At 68.5% G+C, this 15,499-nt stretch carries 12 protein-coding genes and 1 pseudogene; 9 read left to right on the plus strand and 4 right to left on the minus strand.

Going from position 1 to position 15,499, the window contains the following annotated elements; genetic code table 11:
- Window positions 1-117 precede the first annotated feature (117 nt).
- The 6 genes and pseudogenes from AB0K00_RS10230 to AB0K00_RS10255 all read left to right on the plus strand — a co-directional run bounded on the left by AB0K00_RS10230 (window position 118) and on the right by AB0K00_RS10255 (window position 7,973).
- The gene (locus AB0K00_RS10230) at window positions 118-798 is read left to right on the plus strand and encodes a YiiX/YebB-like N1pC/P60 family cysteine hydrolase (RefSeq protein WP_363518270.1); all 681 of its coding nucleotides are present in this window, start codon (window positions 118-120) and stop codon (window positions 796-798) included.
- 121 nt (window positions 799-919) lie between these two features.
- Window positions 920-2,167, plus strand: coding sequence for a hypothetical protein (locus tag AB0K00_RS10235; protein ID WP_363518272.1), 1,248 nt, complete (start codon window positions 920-922; stop codon window positions 2,165-2,167).
- Window positions 2,168-2,412: 245 nt separating this feature from the next.
- The gene (locus AB0K00_RS10240) at window positions 2,413-2,940 is read left to right on the plus strand and encodes a hypothetical protein (protein ID WP_363518274.1); all 528 of its coding nucleotides are present in this window, start codon (window positions 2,413-2,415) and stop codon (window positions 2,938-2,940) included.
- Between the two features lie 556 nt (window positions 2,941-3,496).
- Window positions 3,497-4,324 (plus strand): polysaccharide deacetylase family protein, encoded by an 828-nt coding sequence (locus tag AB0K00_RS10245; RefSeq protein WP_363518276.1) that lies wholly within the window; start codon window positions 3,497-3,499, stop codon window positions 4,322-4,324.
- 82 nt (window positions 4,325-4,406) lie between these two features.
- A pseudogene (locus tag AB0K00_RS10250) lies at window positions 4,407-4,571 on the plus strand (IS6 family transposase); the annotation flags it as partial.
- A 408-nt stretch (window positions 4,572-4,979) separates the two neighbouring features.
- Window positions 4,980-7,973, plus strand: a complete 2,994-nt coding sequence (locus AB0K00_RS10255) for a BTAD domain-containing putative transcriptional regulator (protein WP_363518278.1) — start codon at window positions 4,980-4,982, stop codon at window positions 7,971-7,973.
- 343 nt (window positions 7,974-8,316) lie between these two features.
- Here AB0K00_RS10255 and AB0K00_RS10260 read toward each other — a convergent pair whose 3' ends face one another.
- The 4 genes from AB0K00_RS10260 to AB0K00_RS10275 all read right to left on the minus strand — a co-directional run bounded on the left by AB0K00_RS10260 (window position 8,317) and on the right by AB0K00_RS10275 (window position 12,336).
- Complete coding sequence (locus tag AB0K00_RS10260; protein ID WP_363518280.1) at window positions 8,317-10,494, minus strand: xanthine dehydrogenase family protein molybdopterin-binding subunit; 2,178 nt, start codon at window positions 10,492-10,494, stop codon at window positions 8,317-8,319.
- A complete protein-coding gene (locus AB0K00_RS10265) occupies window positions 10,491-11,495 on the minus strand; it encodes a xanthine dehydrogenase family protein subunit M (protein WP_363518282.1) in 1,005 nt (334 codons plus the stop codon). Before AB0K00_RS10265 ends, AB0K00_RS10260 begins: the two co-directional genes overlap by 4 nt.
- 3 nt (window positions 11,496-11,498) lie before the next feature.
- Entirely contained in the window at window positions 11,499-11,966 is a 468-nt protein-coding gene (locus tag AB0K00_RS10270; protein WP_363518340.1) for a (2Fe-2S)-binding protein, read from the minus strand.
- A gap of 133 nt (window positions 11,967-12,099) precedes the next feature.
- Window positions 12,100-12,336, minus strand: a complete 237-nt coding sequence (locus AB0K00_RS10275) for a hypothetical protein (protein ID WP_363518284.1) — start codon at window positions 12,334-12,336, stop codon at window positions 12,100-12,102.
- A 283-nt stretch (window positions 12,337-12,619) separates the two neighbouring features.
- On the opposite strand from AB0K00_RS10275, the gene AB0K00_RS10280 reads away from it, so the two are divergent.
- The 3 genes from AB0K00_RS10280 to AB0K00_RS10290 all read left to right on the plus strand — a co-directional run bounded on the left by AB0K00_RS10280 (window position 12,620) and on the right by AB0K00_RS10290 (window position 15,439).
- Window positions 12,620-12,826, plus strand: coding sequence for a hypothetical protein (locus tag AB0K00_RS10280; protein ID WP_363518286.1), 207 nt, complete (start codon window positions 12,620-12,622; stop codon window positions 12,824-12,826).
- An 845-nt stretch (window positions 12,827-13,671) separates the two neighbouring features.
- Window positions 13,672-15,048 (plus strand): heparan-alpha-glucosaminide N-acetyltransferase domain-containing protein, encoded by a 1,377-nt coding sequence (locus tag AB0K00_RS10285; protein ID WP_363518288.1) that lies wholly within the window; start codon window positions 13,672-13,674, stop codon window positions 15,046-15,048.
- A 178-nt stretch (window positions 15,049-15,226) separates the two neighbouring features.
- Window positions 15,227-15,439, plus strand: coding sequence for a hypothetical protein (locus AB0K00_RS10290; protein WP_363518290.1), 213 nt, complete (start codon window positions 15,227-15,229; stop codon window positions 15,437-15,439).
- Window positions 15,440-15,499 lie beyond the last annotated feature (60 nt).

The following is a 15,499-nucleotide window of genomic DNA, read 5'->3' on the forward strand; positions in this document are numbered from 1 at the left end:
AGTTTCACCAATCACGGAGGGAGCAACACCATGCGTACGTCCGTCTCCGCCCGTTCGCGGCGGAACCTAGCGAGGGCCACTGGAACCCTTGCTGCCGCCGCAGCTCTCGTCCTGGCGATGGGCAGCAATGCCTGGGCCAGCCCCAAGGCCGATGCCTTCAACCGTCTGCTGGCCCTCAACCCCGGGCTGAGCGCGACTGAGCTCAAGCGCAGCATGCTCGAGGCCGCGGCCGCCACCGGCCTGACCTACAGCCAAGCCGTGGCGACCGCGTTGGGCGAGGCCGAGAGCCACCTGTCGATCTCCTCCGCCAACGGGGTCATTGCCAGCAGTGGCGGCGGTTCGTGCACCACGGTCAACATCCAGCCGGCCACGTGGAAGGGGGACATCTACTACACCGCGTCCTCCACCTACGGAATCTCCCACGGACACGTAGGAATCTACTCCGAGAAGGACTACCTCACCGAGGCCCGCGGCTCGGGCCAGAACAGCGGCGAGTGGTACTACTACGGCCGGAAGTACTGCAAGAACATCGAGATCATGACGACGCCGTACAGCACCGCCACTCAGACCAGCGCGGCCGACTACGCGTCCGCGTACCTGGTCAACAAGCCCTACAACAGCAATTTCGCGTGGAACAAGGGTGGCAACATCGACTCTCTCAACTGCTCGGAGCTGGTGTACAAGGCGTACAAGCGCTCGGTGAACATCGACCTCGACGGCGATGGCGGCCTGGGCGTGTACCCCAACGACATCGTGAACGACTCTGAGACGTCCATCTACCGGACCATCAGCGCCTAGCAGCAATCGCCCGTGCTGGTTCAGCGCGGGCGTGTGAAGGTCACGCGGAGGACTTGGGCATCGCGTGTGGTCCAAGCCCTCCGCGCTCGACGGAGAAGCGAAATCCGCGGGGGAGAAGACAATGGTGAAGCGAACGGGACGCAGGGTCGTCACCGCAATGGCGGTGGCACTGGCTCTGGCTCTGGCGGGCTGCACCAACGCGTCCAACACGTCCGACGCGCAGCAACTGTACGACCGGGCGGCGGTATCCGAGAGCGATGTTCGGCTCGACAACGCGGTCATGGCGTTCTTCGTGGGACCCCAGAACAGCGAGATGTACACGGTGGTCGGCGAAGTGCACCGGCCGGGATACCTGGTGCTCGTCAACGCGGACGGCTCCTTTAGGACCGTGAAGACCAAGCGCATGGACATGATGAGCCCGATCTGGTCCCGACATGGCCTGTACTTCACGGACGAGAGTGACGACTATCAGCTGACGGCAACAGGGCTGACGAAGACCGCCAACACCAAAATCAATGCGCAGAACCAGATGTTCGCGTTGCCGGAAGGCGGCGCCGTCGGGGTGTACAACGCCGGGTTCGTCGATGGCGGCGGCTACAACAACCAGGTCAGTGTCACCAAAGCCGGCACGGCCCGTCTGTACAACGTGCAAGGCAACTACTTCACCGGTGCCCTTTGCGGCAGTGAGATCTTCGGGCTCACCAACCGACCGGGCACCCATGACCGCGAGGCCGCGCAGTTGCCGAACATGACCTCCTCGATGGACCAGAGCTCGCGACCGCAGATGCTGGCGCGCCTGTACCCGGCCGACGGTGGCGAGAAGGTCGTCGCCTGGCGGCCCCACTTCGGTGGAGGTACCCCCGCCGGGCGGGTGCCGTGCCGCGAGAACGTGATCACTTTTCTGTCGTGGGACCGCGACAGCCAAGGCGGCGAACAGCCCAACGTCGTCTCGTGGGACACCAGAACCGGGGAGTATCAGGCCCATCCGCTGACCTTCGACGACGGCACCCGCCTGAACTTCGAATACTTCGGGGGCATCGTGCAGGACGTCCAGGCAGGCAAACTGCAGTGGATCTACGGCGACGGTCGGGTCTTCTCCACCGACTCCCGCACGGGACAGACCACCACCGAGTTCGACACCAACCTCGGCGCCGGTGCCCGGGTCCCCTCGCAAACCACCTTCGTGTTCTCCGGCGCCCAGCTGCACGCCCTCAGCACGGTTCCCGGCGGCGAAGGCGAGATGGTCTACACGGTCCTGAGCCGCACCGACGGGAAGGTGTTGAGTAGGGTTTCGGTCCACATTCCCAACACCTCCGTCAACGTCTCCTACCTCAACCTGTCACACATGGCCGTGCGTCCCGCGCTGTGACCGGTGGAGCACTGCTCAGTTAGGACTGGGATGACGTGGTGGTGACCGGCTGTCGGGCTCGTAAATTCGGTTCGCGGTTGTGATGTGCGGTTTTGTGTGGAGTCTGCCCGGCGGTCGCTGAGAAGGTCGTCGACCTCACCGCCGCCCGCGTTCAACGACGCCCGATCCTGGGCTCTACGGCAGGCAGACGAACGGCTCCGCTACGGGCGCACGCTGAGCGTGACGCAGGTGTATACCTTCAAGACATGCGCTGGTTCATCGGCATCTGGGGCACGTTCCTGACGGTCGTGTTGGGGATGGCGCTGTGGCAGACGTGGGAGGACGCCCACGGCGGCGAGGCCGTTGCCACCGCGCAGCGGGTCGAGCTGCAGCCGCTCACCGTCGGCTCGGTGACCGTCGATCAGCCGCCGCGCTACGCCGCGGTGTTCGTCCTACCTGACGGCACCCGGTGTGAGGCCACCACCAAGGTCTTCCCGGACCTCGACAACATCGCGGCCGGCGACACCGTCACCGTGCACTACTCGCGTTGGCTGCCATGCGACAACGTCCGGCGGGCCGACCAGTGGCATCCGACGCTGGCCGGGGTGCTCACCGTGGGTGTCGGCGCGCTGGTCTTCAGCGGGACGGTGTTCGCCGCGCTGATCAGCCGTGCCCGGGCCCGCGGCAACGACCAGGACGCCACCTCGGAGAACGACGGCCCAGGCTTCGAGACGGGACCCGAGGATCACGGGCCGGCCGGGTTCCTGCGGAAGTTCCCGGGTTGGCACTCGTAGGGTCGGCCGGCGCCGATGTACACGAACGTGGTGCCGCCGGGCTGTCCGCTGGCCTGGGCGAGCGCGGCGGACGGGCTTGGCCGTGCGCACCTTCCGGTGGTTGCGGTCATCAGTTCGGTCGCGCCGTGGTTGATGGGAGGGCCGCCGTCGGCGGCAGCGACCATCGTCGAGCCGGACCACAGCAGGCCGCGGCCGTGCCCGGCGGGCCGGGTGGCCGGCCAGGGGCGGCGTGGCGGTCCCAGCGGTGGCCGAGCCGCGGTCACGTCCGACTCGCCGACCTGGTTGGACGACTGCGATGTGCTCGCCCATCAGCAGGTGGAGGCCGTCAGCCGGGGCCGGGGTCGTGCAGGCGGCGCCGCTCGGGCGGGCGTCGCCGTAGCGGGCGCGGAAGCGTCGGCGTCACCACCGAGGTCCTCCTGACCTCGGCCGCGCGTGACGACGGCCGAGGTTTCCGGCCGCGCCGACCGGAACCTCGGCAACCGAAAGAGCTCCGGCATCCGTCTGTTCCGTAGCATCGTCGAGCCCTGACGGGGCCGGACCGAATTGGAGTACCTCCGTGCCGTTGCGCCGCCTCGCCGTACTCGGGTTGACCATCCTGACCCTGACGCTCGGCGGCAGCCGCGGCAACAGCGGCCCGCCCGCGCCTCCTGCGGCCGTGCCGGTCGCGGCGGTGCCGGTGGTCGCCGGGCACCAGGAGCCGACGGTCCAACCCAGCGTGCCGAGCCCCATGGCCTCGCCGTCCGCGTCGTCGCCGGTCATCGCGACCGGCGACGGCCCGGCCGGAACGGTGCGCAAGACGGGATCGGACGCGGTCGCGCTGACCTTCGACGACGGCCCGTGGGACGACACCCCCGCCGTGCTGGACCTGCTGGCCCAGCACCACGTCAAGGCTACCTTCTGCATGGTCGGCCGGCAGGTCGCTGCGCGCGCCGAACTGGTCCGGCGGATGGTCGCCGAGGGGCACACCCTGTGCAACCACTCGTGGAGCCACGACGAGATGCTGCGCACCCGAACGCCCGATCAGATCAGATCCGACATGCAACGCACCAACGACGCGATCCGGGCGGTCGCACCCGGCGCGGTGATCGGCTACTTCCGCGCCCCCGGCGGCAACTGGTCGCCCGACATCGTGAGCATCGCGGCCGGCCTGGGCATGACGTCGATCTCGTGGACCGTCGACCCGCGGGACTGGAGCGGCCCGGGGGTCCAGTCGATCGTCAACACCGTGCTGACGAAAACTCGCCCCGGCGGGATCGTGCTCCTGCACGACGGCGCGGGGCCGCAGACGGTCGCCGCGCTGCGAACGATCCTGCCCGACCTGGCCGGCCGGTTCACCCTGATCGCCCTCCCGGCGCCAACCAGCGTGGCCAGCACCTTGCGATAGGAGACCGCCCGGTTCTGTTGCATTCCGTGTTCGACATGATCGAGGCAGGGTTGAGCAGTGATGTCTGCAAGCCGCCGGCTGTCGTCTCGGATCGATGCGCGGGTTGCGCACCGACCGGACCGCACAGACGGCCATCGCCGGACACGCGTTCATGCAGAACCTCCGCCGCGGCCACTACGAACTCGGCATCGACGCCGCACGCGGACTCCGCGTCGCCGCAGCGTTCACCGAACTCGCCACCGCCATCCGAAGACCGAGCCGGGCCTCGCTCGAATGCGCCCGCCGATCGGCAAACGCAACAGCGCCCGTAGCCGCAACATGCAGACCGGCGGCGCGGCTGGAAAGCCGTCCAGCCGCTCGCCGGCATCCATCGGGAGACATGAGCGTTGACCCCGATTCACGTCGAGTTCGCTCCACATAGCTTCCTGCCTGGCGCACCGAGAACCTGCCCCAGTTCGCCGGATCTCGCCGGCGAACTGAGCCCCCGTTAACTGCGGCTTCGGTGCGCGTCGCAAGTCATGCCGGGTATGGCGTGGAGTTTGCTCGCTCGTGCCATCGTGACCAGTGCCGTCATCGTTTCGTCCTCGATCGGTCTCCTCGCGATCGGACCGCTCCTCGTACACTCGCCAGGAGCTTGACGAGGGTGGGAGGCGGCATGGAGTTCGGAATCCTGGGGCCGCTCGAGGTCCGGCATGGCGACGGTCCAGTCACGATTGGCGGGACGAAGCAGCGGCGTGTTGTTGCGACTCTGGCGCTCAACGCGGGCCGGGTAGTTACGTTGGGCCAACTCGTGGACGCCGTGTGGGATGGTGAGCCTCCGGTTACGGCGCGTAAGCAGGTCCAGAATGCGGTGTCCGCGTTGCGGCGTACACCTGTGGGCGCAGCGCTGGCGGCGGTCGGCCCCGGGTACGTGTTACGGGTCTCGGTCGAACAGGTGGACGCCGGGAGATTTGAACGATGCCTGGCCGAGGCGCATGCTGCCCGGACCCGCCACGATCTGATGCGCGCAGCCGAGACATTGCGGGCAGGGTTGGCGATCTGGCGCGGGCCCGCGCTCGCGGGCGTCGGGGGCAGGACCGCATTGGCTGCCGCGGGACAGCTCGAGGAAAGGCGCTTGTCGGCAGTCATCGCTTGGGCCGAGATCTCTCTGGAGCTGGGATCGCATGGTGTCGTCGCCGACGAGCTGAGCGCAGAGCTCGATCGATATCCATTGTGTGAGCCTCTGGCCGGCCTGCTGATGCTGGCGCTGTACCGTGCTGGGAGGGCCGCGGAGTCGCTGGTGTGCTACCAGCGGATTCGCCACACGATTGCGGAGGACTTGGGCGTGGACCCAGGTCCTGAACTGCAAAGTCAGTATCATCGGATCCTCGCCGCTGATCCGGCGCTGAATCACCGGTCTGAGGCGCTCCAGCGCAACTATCTGCCCCGAGACATCGGGCATTTCACCGGCCGCCTCGCCGAACTGGACCGGCTGATGTCCATTGCGGACAGTGGCGGCGTGACTGTGATCCAAGCTATTGACGGGATGTCGGGGGTCGGCAAGACGACCATAGCGGTGCACGCGGCACACCGGTTCGCGGGGCGCTTCGCTGATGGCCAATTGTTCATAGACCTGCATGGGTACACCGCCGGCCGTGATCCGTTGACTGCTGAGGAGGCCCTGGGTGTGCTGCTGCGCGCCGTCGGGGTTCCCGACGCTCGAATCCCGAAGAGCCTGGATGAGAGGGCCGCTGTGTGGCGGGGGGAGCTCGCCGGAAGGCGTGTCCTGCTCGTCCTCGACAATGCGCTGAATTCCGCCCAGGTCATGCCACTGTTGCCGGGTTCAGCCAGCTGCGCCGTCATGATTACCAGCAGACGCCGATTGACCGGGCTGAACAGTGCGGAAGTGTTGTCGCTGGACACCCTGCCCCCGGACGATGCCGTTGCCCTGTTCCGGGCAGTCGCCGGGCCGGACCGCTGCGAGGCCGAACCAGCCACAGTCGTCGAAGTGGTCAAGCTTTGCGGCCATTTGCCACTCGCGATATCCATCGCCGCAGCACGCTTGCGTACCCGTCCACAATGGACAGTGTCTGATCTGGTTGAGCAGCTTGCCGATGACCATCGCAGGACGAGGTTGCTGCAGTCAGAAGACAGGGGCGTCACCGCTGCCTTTTCCCTGTCATATCAACACCTTGTCGATGCTGAGCAGCGCATGTTCCGCCTGCTCGGTGTGCACCCGGGCTCAGACATCGACGTCTTCGCCGCGGCGGCGCTGGCCGGCCTGACCGTGGACGAGGCCGAGAACCTGCTCGACGCCCTGTGCGACATGCATCTGCTGATACCGCACCTCCCCGGCCGGTACCGTCTGCATGACCTGGTGCGCGACTTCGCCCGGGCCAGCGTCGACGCTGAGGAGACCGCATCGGAACGATCGGCCGCACTCGACCGACTCCTGGACTACTACCTGCATGTCACGCAGATCGCCGCCGAACTGGACGCACCCGGGCGGCCCAGCCTTGGCGCAGGCCCTCGATATCGGCCAACTGCCGTCCCTCGACTCACGAAGACTTCAGAAATTCGGTCGTGGGTCAACGCCGAATATGCCAATCTCCTCGCCGTCGCCCGGCTCGCGGCGCAGCACCGGGCCGGCGAAACCGGCTGGCAGCTCCCGCGCAATGTGGGGTCACTCCTGTACGAGAATGGTCAGCTCTCCGCGAGCCTCGAGGTGTTCAGGATCGCGCTGGCTGCATGCGGGCCCGAGACCCCGCCCGTAGTGAAGTCCGCCTGCCTGTTGGACGTCTCCTTGATGCACAAGGTGCTGGGCCAATACCGGCTTGCACTCGACTTCCTCAACCAGGGCACAGCCAATGCCGCTCATTCGGGCGATCGCGACGGCATCGCGCGATCGCTGATTCACAAGGCTGACCTGAGCTACCTGATCGGCTCGTTCACCGATGCCGTCACATACGCCACCCGCAGTTTCGAGATTTACCATGACCAGGCCGACCTGTGGCGTGAAGCAGCAGCCTTGACGGTGATCATGGATGCCCTGAGTCGGCTGGGACGCCACCGTGAGGCGATCGACGCCGCGGATCGGGCGGCGCTCCCCCTCGACGGATTCGCGAACCTGCGGCAGGCTAGCGCTGTTCTGAGTCGACGGGGCACCGCCCACAGCGGACTGGGCGAGCACGACAGCGCGATCCGGCTGCTTCGCCAAAGCGTAGACCTTGCCCGACAGGGTGAGGACCGGCGCTTTGAAGCTGATTACTTGCACCGGCTCGCAGAGGCGACTCGAAGATCCGGGCAGCCTCATGAGGCGCTGAACCACGCGCATGAGGCACTCGCCATCCTCCACGACATCCCCGATCCGGTGGATCTGGCCGAGACACACAACGTTCTGGGCGCGATCCACAGCGACATCCATGACTATGAGGTTTCGCTTGCCCACTACCGTCAAACGCTTGAGATCACGGCAACCGTTGAATACCGCGTGGCGAAAGCACACGCTCACAGCGGAATCAGTCGGTGCCTGACTGCACTGGGGCATCCTGGCGCACAGATGCACCGGCAGCAAGCTCTGGCGATCTACGCCGAACTCGGCGTCCCGGACGCCGATTCGCTGCCTGATGACGTCGCAGAGCGAACGATGTTTCAGCGGTCCACGTCATAGGCGGCAATGATCACGCCGATGCCGGCGTCGACGAGCAGTCCAGCTGGCGAGGCCTCGACGAGCAGCTCAGCGCGGTGCTACGGCAGCTCGCGCCGGGGCACTGAGGACCTCGACCGCGTGCGCGCCCGGCTGTACATCCTGGCGAACGTGAAGTACACCGGGCGGCAGATCTGGAAGCGGCAGCCGCGCACCACTCGCTAGCGCACCTGCCGGGGCCGTTCAAAGACGCAGCGGTGGGCAAGGACGAGCGATTGGGTGAGCAGAACGTGGCCCTGGAAGGTCAGCCGGTCTGGATGCTCAGCGGGCTCCGATACATTCAACGCGCTGCTTTCTCGGTGCGCCCCTACAGCACGTCCTCGATGCGCATCGGCAGCCTGCGCAGGCGCCGGCCGGTCGCATGGAACACGGCGTTGCCGATGGCGGCGGCCACCCCGACGAAGGACACCTCGCCGAGCCCCTTCACGCCGACCGCATTGAGCAACGGGTCGGGCTCGTCGATGAAGTCGACTTCGATCCGGCCGACGTCGGCGTTGACCGGGGTCGGGTACTCCTCCAGCGTCGTGTTCTGGAACCCGCCGAAGCGCGGGTCGACCTCACTGCGTTCGCGCAACGCCGCGCCGATGCCCCAGACCACGCCGCCGCGAACCTGACTGGCAGCGGTCGCCGGGCTGGCGACCCGACCGCAGTCGGCGACACTGACCACCCGGGGGACCCGAATCCGACGGGTCGTCGGCTCGACGCGGACCTCGACAAAGTGGGCGGCGAAACTGAACGTCGTGAAGCCGGGGAACACCGGACCGGCGATGCAGAGCTGACCGGCGCGCAACCGGTCCATGATCGCCGGTGGCTGTCCGGGCGCCACAACTACCGCCTCGGCCTCGGCGGTGGGCTGCCCACTCATGGCGAGGGCGTCGGACAGGTGGAACGGCCCGACGTCGGCCACCCCGAGCGCCCGGCGCAGTTGACGCAGCGCCGCGTGGACCGCCGGCAGCGAGGTGGCCGTGCCCCACGAGCCGGCCGTCAGGTGCTGGGGTGCGTGGCGCGTGTCGCCGATGTCCACGATCACGTCCGTCACCGCAATGCCGAGGTCCTCACTCACCAACCGGGCGATCGCGGTGCGCATGCCCTGCCCCATCTCGTGCCCGTCTACCCCGACGGCGACCCGGCCGTCGGCGTCGACGCGCAGCCGAGCGACCGCCGGGGCGGCCAGACCTGGGTAGGCGCCGAGCGCGACACCCCAGCCGAGCTGCGCACCGTCGTCGCCGCGCATGGACCCGGGCTCGGGGTCGCGCTCGGCCCAGCCGAACCGTTCCGCGCCCCGGCGCAGGCACTCGGCAACATGCCGGGATGAGAACGGTTGGCCGGTGACCAGGTCCGTGTCGGTGTCGTTGGCCAGCCGCAGCGCGACGGGATCCCGGCCGGTGGCGTACGCGAGCTCGTCGACCGCGGTCTCGAACGCGAACGTTGCTGGGTGCTCCCACGGCGCGCGCATGAAGCCGGGGGTCTGCGTGTCGGTTCGAACCAGTTGTTGCTGGCCCCGGAAGGCGCCGATGCCGTAGAGCCGGGCGCTGGTTTCGGTGTAGCTGGCCGGGTACAGGTCGTGCCGGGACGTCTGCTGATCGACGTCGTGGATCGCCGCCATCAGCTGCCCCGACCGGTCGGCGCCGAGCCGGATCCGGTGCCGGCTGGCCGGTCGGAAGCTCGTCCCGAGAAACGTCTGCGGCCGGGACAGCACGAGTTTGACCGGCCGGCCGAGTCGCCTGGCCGCGATCGCGATCGGGCCGAGGTACGACTGCACGCTGACCCGCTGACCGAATCCGCCTCCCGCGTACGGGGAGATGACGGCCACTCGATCGGCGTCGACCCCGAGCTGGTGGGCCACGCCGTGGCGCAGCGCGCCGGCGCTCTGGGTGCTCTCGTGGACGACGAGCGTGCCGTCGCGCCATTCGACCACGGCACCCAGCAACTCCATCGGGTTCTGGTGCTGTGTCGGGCTCTGGTACACCTCGTCGATCTGCACCGGGCTCGCCGCGTACACCGCATCGGCGTCTCCCACGGCGATGTCGGCGAACATCGGATCGGGCAGCGCGACGGCCTGCGCGACCGTCTCGGTGCCGGCCGCGTCCAGCTCCGCCGCGAACGGCTCCACCGCGTAGCGGGCCTGGACCAGGTTGGCGGCCCGGCCGGCGGCGATCAGCGTCTCGGCCACCACCAGTGCGATGGGCTGCCCGCGGTACGCGATGCGGTCGTCCAGCAGCGGTTGCAGGCTCTGGAACCCGTACCCGTCAGCCATGAAGAACCCGGTCGGGCGCAGCTCGTCGGCGTCGAAGCGGGTCAGTACCAGCAGCACGCCGGGCACCGCCCGGGCCGCGGTCGCGTCGAGTTCGACGATCCGGCCCTTGCCGACGGTGGCGACGGCGAACACGGCGTGCGCAAGATCCACGGGTGCCCGGTCGGTGCCGTAGCGCGCCGCGCCGGTGACCTTCTCGCGGGCGTCGACCCGGGCGGTGGAGATGCTCATCGGACCGCCCGCTTCCCTGCGATCTGCAGCGCGTCGGCGACGGTACGGGCACCGAGCTCGACCTTGAAGGCGTTGTGTGTGCCCGGCCGCGCGTCCATGAAGGCGATCTCACCGGCGCGGCGGGCGCTGTGCGCGGTCAGTCGGGTACCGATCATTGCCTGCTCGGCCGCGGCGGACCGCCAGGGACGGGTCGCGACTCCACCGAGCGCAATCCGGCAGTCCTCGACCACGCCGCGGTCGTCGACGGTCAGCGCCGCGGCCGCCGAGACGAGCGCGAACGCGTACGATTCCCGGTCACGGATCTTGTGATATGTGGAGCCTTTGCCGGCGGCGGTCACCGGCACGCGGATGCGCACGATCAGTTCGTCGGCGGCGAGTGTGTGCTCGCGTTGGGGCGTGTCTGCCGGCTCGACGTGCAGGTCGGCGAGCGCGACGGTCCGTTCCCCCGCCGGGCCGGTGACATCGACGCTGGCGTCGAAGGCGAGCAGGGCGACGCCCCAGTCCGCAGGGTAGGTGGCGATGCACGCATCGCTCGCGCCGAACAGGGCATGGCCGCGGTCCAGGCCGCCGCGAGCGGCACAGCCGCTGCCCGGGTCTCGCTTGTTGCAGGGGAAGGTGGGACCGCCACGGAAGTAGCTGCAGCGGGTGCGTTGCAGCAGGTTGCCGCCGAGCGTGGCCATGTTGCGCAACTGCGGGGACGCCGCCTGCGAGAGCGACTCCGCCAATGCCGGGTAGTCGCGACGCAGGATCGGGTCGTCCGCCACGTCCGCCATCCGGGCGCCGGCGCCGAAACGCAGCTCATCTGGCCGACTGGTGTCGACGGCGCTGAGTTCGGCCAGCCGGCTGATGTCCACCACGGTCCGTGGGGTCTCGATCTCCAGCTTCATCAGGTCGTAGAGCGTGGTACCGCCGGCCAGCAGTCGGCTGCCGGGCCCAGCTGTGTGCAGCGCCTCGATCGCCTCGGCGACGGTGGCGGGTGCGGCGTAGGCAAACGCGTGCACGGGTCAGCTCTCCTCTCGCCGGGCGACGTCGCGGACGGCCGCGACGATGCCCACGTATGCACCGCACCGGCACAGGTTGCCGCTGAGGGACTCGCGGATCTCGTCGTCGGCGGCATGCCCTTCGGCGATACAGGCCAGCCCAGACATCACCTGGCCCGGGGTGCAGTAACCGCACTGGAGCGCGTCGTGGTCGATGAAGGCCTGCTGCAGCGGATGCAGCGTCCCATCGGGATCCGCGACCCCTTCAATGGTGGTGACCGACCGGCCGTTCGCCTGTACCGCCGGGGTCAGACAGGACAGCACCCGGCGGCCATCGACGTGCACCGTGCAGGCACCGCACTGCCCCTGATCGCAGCCCTTCTTCGTGCCGGTCAGGCCCAACTGCTCACGCAGCAGGTCAAGTAGCGACTCGCGGGGATCCAACGCCACCCGGACGGTGCCCCCGTTAACGGTGAGAGCGGTTTCCACCAGGCGGACGGTGGTTGTGTCCTGCCCCGTGGTACCGGTCACAAGTGTCACGATGTTCGTCCTTTCCGCGCGCGGTGCAGGCTCGCATCCCACTGTGTGACCGGCCGGCCCACCACGACGGACACCTCGGCGGAACTCACCTGCGGATCACCTGACACCCGCCCTGCGAAACGCGCTCGACAACTCCTACGGCGGCATCGCCGCCGCTCGTGCGCTGTGGCGGCTCGGTACGGACGTTGACGACCTCGTCGAGCCGCTGCTCGTGGCCGCCGCCGATTCGTCCGGTGACAAGGGCGCCACTGCGGTAGGCGTGCAGCGCGCCGGGACCGGTCGCGGCGAGGACCTGCGGGAGGTAGTCGTCGAACGTCGGCACTGGCGGCCGGGTGTCGCCTGCCTGACCAGGGCAATACTCAACGCAACTGACCCCGCTGCCGTTCGGGGTGCCACGTCGACGGTGGCGAACAGGTCACGGACGATCGCCAGATCCCGCTGTCGCCGTCGAGCGTGCCGTGCGCCGCATGGTCGACGGCGCCGTCCGCGCCCTGCTGGGTGGATGAGTGAGCAACGCCGCACCCGTGTGTCGGAGACCTGATCTACGGAATCGACAACGTCGTGCATCATTCCGAGGACAGCGCCAACCACGGACGGAAACCGCCATGACCCGCACCCGCAGAGCCATCATCGCCGCCTTCGCGGCCCTGCTGCTCACGCCGGCCCTCAGCGCCTGCAACCTCGTCTCGGGCAGCACCTGCGACACGATCACCATGAGCATCGCCGGCAAACCAGGCGGGAAGAGCGGTGGCAGCAGCAAGAGCAAATCGAAGAGCGGATCGAAGTCGAAAAGCGGACACGACTGCGACTGAGGGGACCACTGCGCCCCGAGCCTGCCGGGGTAGGTCCACACCGCCGGCCCGCCGGCTGGTGCTCTGACCACGAACGTTCACGGTGTTGGATGACACGCCGCTCAGCCTCCGGGCCGGGCTGTGTGTCTGCGTTCAGGCAGTGCCGATGGCAGAACCCGTGCGCGTGCGGCGGCTGTCTGATCAGGAAGGTCAGCAGCTGCTGCGAATAACCAGACGAGGAACCGGGTCCGCGATCAGGCTCCGCCGGGCGGTGGTGGTCCTGATCCGGCCCGAGCCGCCACTCGGTCGTGTGCTACCCAGCGGACAACCCGTGCAGGGTTGAAATCGGCGCAGCTGTCGTGGGCGATGGATGCGACGTCGTGGCGGAGTTCATGGAGCCGGGCCGGTGGGGCATCGCCGGCGCGTTGCTCGGTTGACGCACGCCGCAGCCGAGTTCGACGTCGCTCCAGCGCAGCCCGCAGGCTTCGCTGCAGCGCAGTCCGCGCGAGCCGATGAGCCACCACAGCGCGATCGAGGGCTTCGCCGCTCGGGCGATGGACCTGGCGTATGAGGCAGCGGGTGAGATCCCTGGCTGTCGCCAGCATGGCACGGCACGCGATTCAGGGCGTCCTCGCCGAGTGGGTGATCTCGTAGTGAGAAATCTTTGCCAACCGGCCCGGGCCTGAGCCGAGAACTGCCAGCATCGGTCAGCGCCGTCCGTACGGCGTCAACTCCTTCCTCCGATCAAGTCGGCGCTGGCGGGCCGCGCCCCGAGGCCGCCGACGACTGATACACCGACGCCGGGCCGGCCATCGACGAACTCGGCATCGACCTCGGACTCGACCTCGAAAATGCGGGATGCAGCCATGACACAGCTCGCGACACAGAGACCCGACCTGGCCAGCCCGGCCGGCACTGCGCCGCCGCCACCGGCGACGCCGGACCAGAAACGGGCGCGGCTGGTCGGGGTGGACGCCGCCCGGGGCGTGTCCCTGTTATGCATGATCACCTTGCACGCCCTGTACGAGGCCGACGCAGCCGGCCACCCGACCTGGTCGGAACTCGCGTTCAGCGGCAAGGCCGCGGCCGCGTTCGCACTGCTGGCCGGGGTCGGCATCACATTCGCGACCGGCCGCCGGCCGGTCCGCCGGGCCGACGCCCGGCCCACGGTGGCGATGCTCGCCGTCCGCGCACTGGCGATCGGCACGATCGGACTGTTCCTCAGCGGCTCCGACACGATGCTGAACTCGGTGATTCTGCCCTACCTGGCCGTGGTGTTCCTGCTGGCGATCCCGCTGGTGTTCCTGCCGACCTGGGCCGTAGCCGTGATCGGCGTGGTCCTGGCCACCGCCGGGCCGGTCGCCAACCACATCCTGCTGCCGCACTTGCCGGAACCCAGCCTGGCGAACCCGACATTCGCCCGCCTGGCCGACGACCCGGTCGGAATGCTCACCGAACTGTCACTCACCGGCTTCTACCCGTCGCCGGTCTGGCTGGCCTACATGTGCGCCGGGATCGTCATCGGCCGGCTGAACCTCGCCAAGATCCGGACCGGGGCCGTGCTGCTCGCCGGCGGCACGGTCCTCGCCGTCGCCGCGAAGACGGCCTCGTCCTTCCTGCTGCACCGGTACGGGCTGGCGCACATCTGGTCGGCGCAACCGGCCAGTGGATTCAGCGTGGCGCAGACCAACGACCTGCTCACGTTCGGCGGCAACGGCTACACCCCGTCGTCGACCTGGTGGTGGCTGACCATCGACGCCCCGCACACCAGCACCCAGTTCGACATCCTGGGCACCACCGGAATCGCCGTCGCCGTGCTCGGCCTCCTGCTGCTGCTCGGCCACGTGAACGTCCGGTTCCTGCGCCATCTGATCACGGCCGTGCTGGTGCCGCTGGCCGCGGTCGGCAGTATGACCCTGAGCTTCTACGCCGCGCACGTCATGTTCATCAACTCCGAATACGACACCTACAGTGCGACAACCGGCTGTCTCGTCCAACTCATCGCCGTGGTGTTCATCGCACTCGCTGTGCGGTGCACCGTGGGCCGCGGCCCGCTGGAGGCCGCCGTCGTCGCACTGGCCACCCGCGCCCGCCGGCTGGCGGCCACCGCATCGCCCGGCCTGCGGTCCAGACGCTCCGCGGAACCAGCGGACGCCACAGCACAGCTGGAAGCCGCCGGGGGCGACGTACCACCCGTGCGCGCGACGGCGACGCCCGCAGTGCCGGCCGCATCGCTCAGTTAGCGTCTACGAGCGGCCGCCGACCCAGCATCACCTGGACGGCCGAGCAGGCTGCGGCTCAACGGTCGACCCGTAACGGCGGCCGGATCGTGGCCGAGTACTTCGACGTGGGGCACACCGGCGCCTTACCGTGGCAGCGTTTGCTCGAGCGTCGCGTGATCCGCGCCGGGGATTCCACGACGTGGTGATCGGTGAGCCGCACCGCGCGTTCTATGGCAATCAATTCGGGCTGACCCTCCTGCTGTTTGAGCACTTCCGCGTGCGGCTGTGGGTTCCAGAGGTCGGCGGCCCGATCGATCCGCAGAAGGAGGCGCACGAACTGGTCATGTCCGTCTTCGGCGGGATGAGCAAGGGGAGCGTAACCGGATCAGGCTTCGGGTCCGCACGGCCATGACCGCCCAGACGAAGGTGGAGGGCCGCTACCTCGGGGGACGCCACCATGTGGCTACGCACT

Origin of the sequence: Dactylosporangium sp. NPDC049525, from assembly GCF_040676755.1 — a bacterium.
In the GTDB taxonomy this organism is placed as follows: domain Bacteria; phylum Actinomycetota; class Actinomycetes; order Mycobacteriales; family Micromonosporaceae; genus Dactylosporangium.

What these genes read in the sequence shown, in the direction of transcription:
- AB0K00_RS10230 (WP_363518270.1), top strand. Translation starts at nt 118, where the DNA reads ATGGGCAGCAATGCCTGGGCCAGCCCCAAGGCCGATGCCTTCAACCGT.
- AB0K00_RS10235 (WP_363518272.1), top strand. Translation starts at nt 920, where the DNA reads ATGGTGAAGCGAACGGGACGCAGGGTCGTCACCGCAATGGCGGTGGCA.
- AB0K00_RS10240 (WP_363518274.1), top strand. Translation starts at nt 2,413, where the DNA reads ATGCGCTGGTTCATCGGCATCTGGGGCACGTTCCTGACGGTCGTGTTG.
- AB0K00_RS10255 (WP_363518278.1), top strand. Translation starts at nt 4,980, where the DNA reads ATGGAGTTCGGAATCCTGGGGCCGCTCGAGGTCCGGCATGGCGACGGT.
- AB0K00_RS10260 (WP_363518280.1), bottom strand. Translation starts at nt 10,494, where the DNA reads ATGAGCATCTCCACCGCCCGGGTCGACGCCCGCGAGAAGGTCACCGGC.
- AB0K00_RS10280 (WP_363518286.1), top strand. Translation starts at nt 12,620, where the DNA reads ATGACCCGCACCCGCAGAGCCATCATCGCCGCCTTCGCGGCCCTGCTG.
- AB0K00_RS10285 (WP_363518288.1), top strand. Translation starts at nt 13,672, where the DNA reads ATGACACAGCTCGCGACACAGAGACCCGACCTGGCCAGCCCGGCCGGC.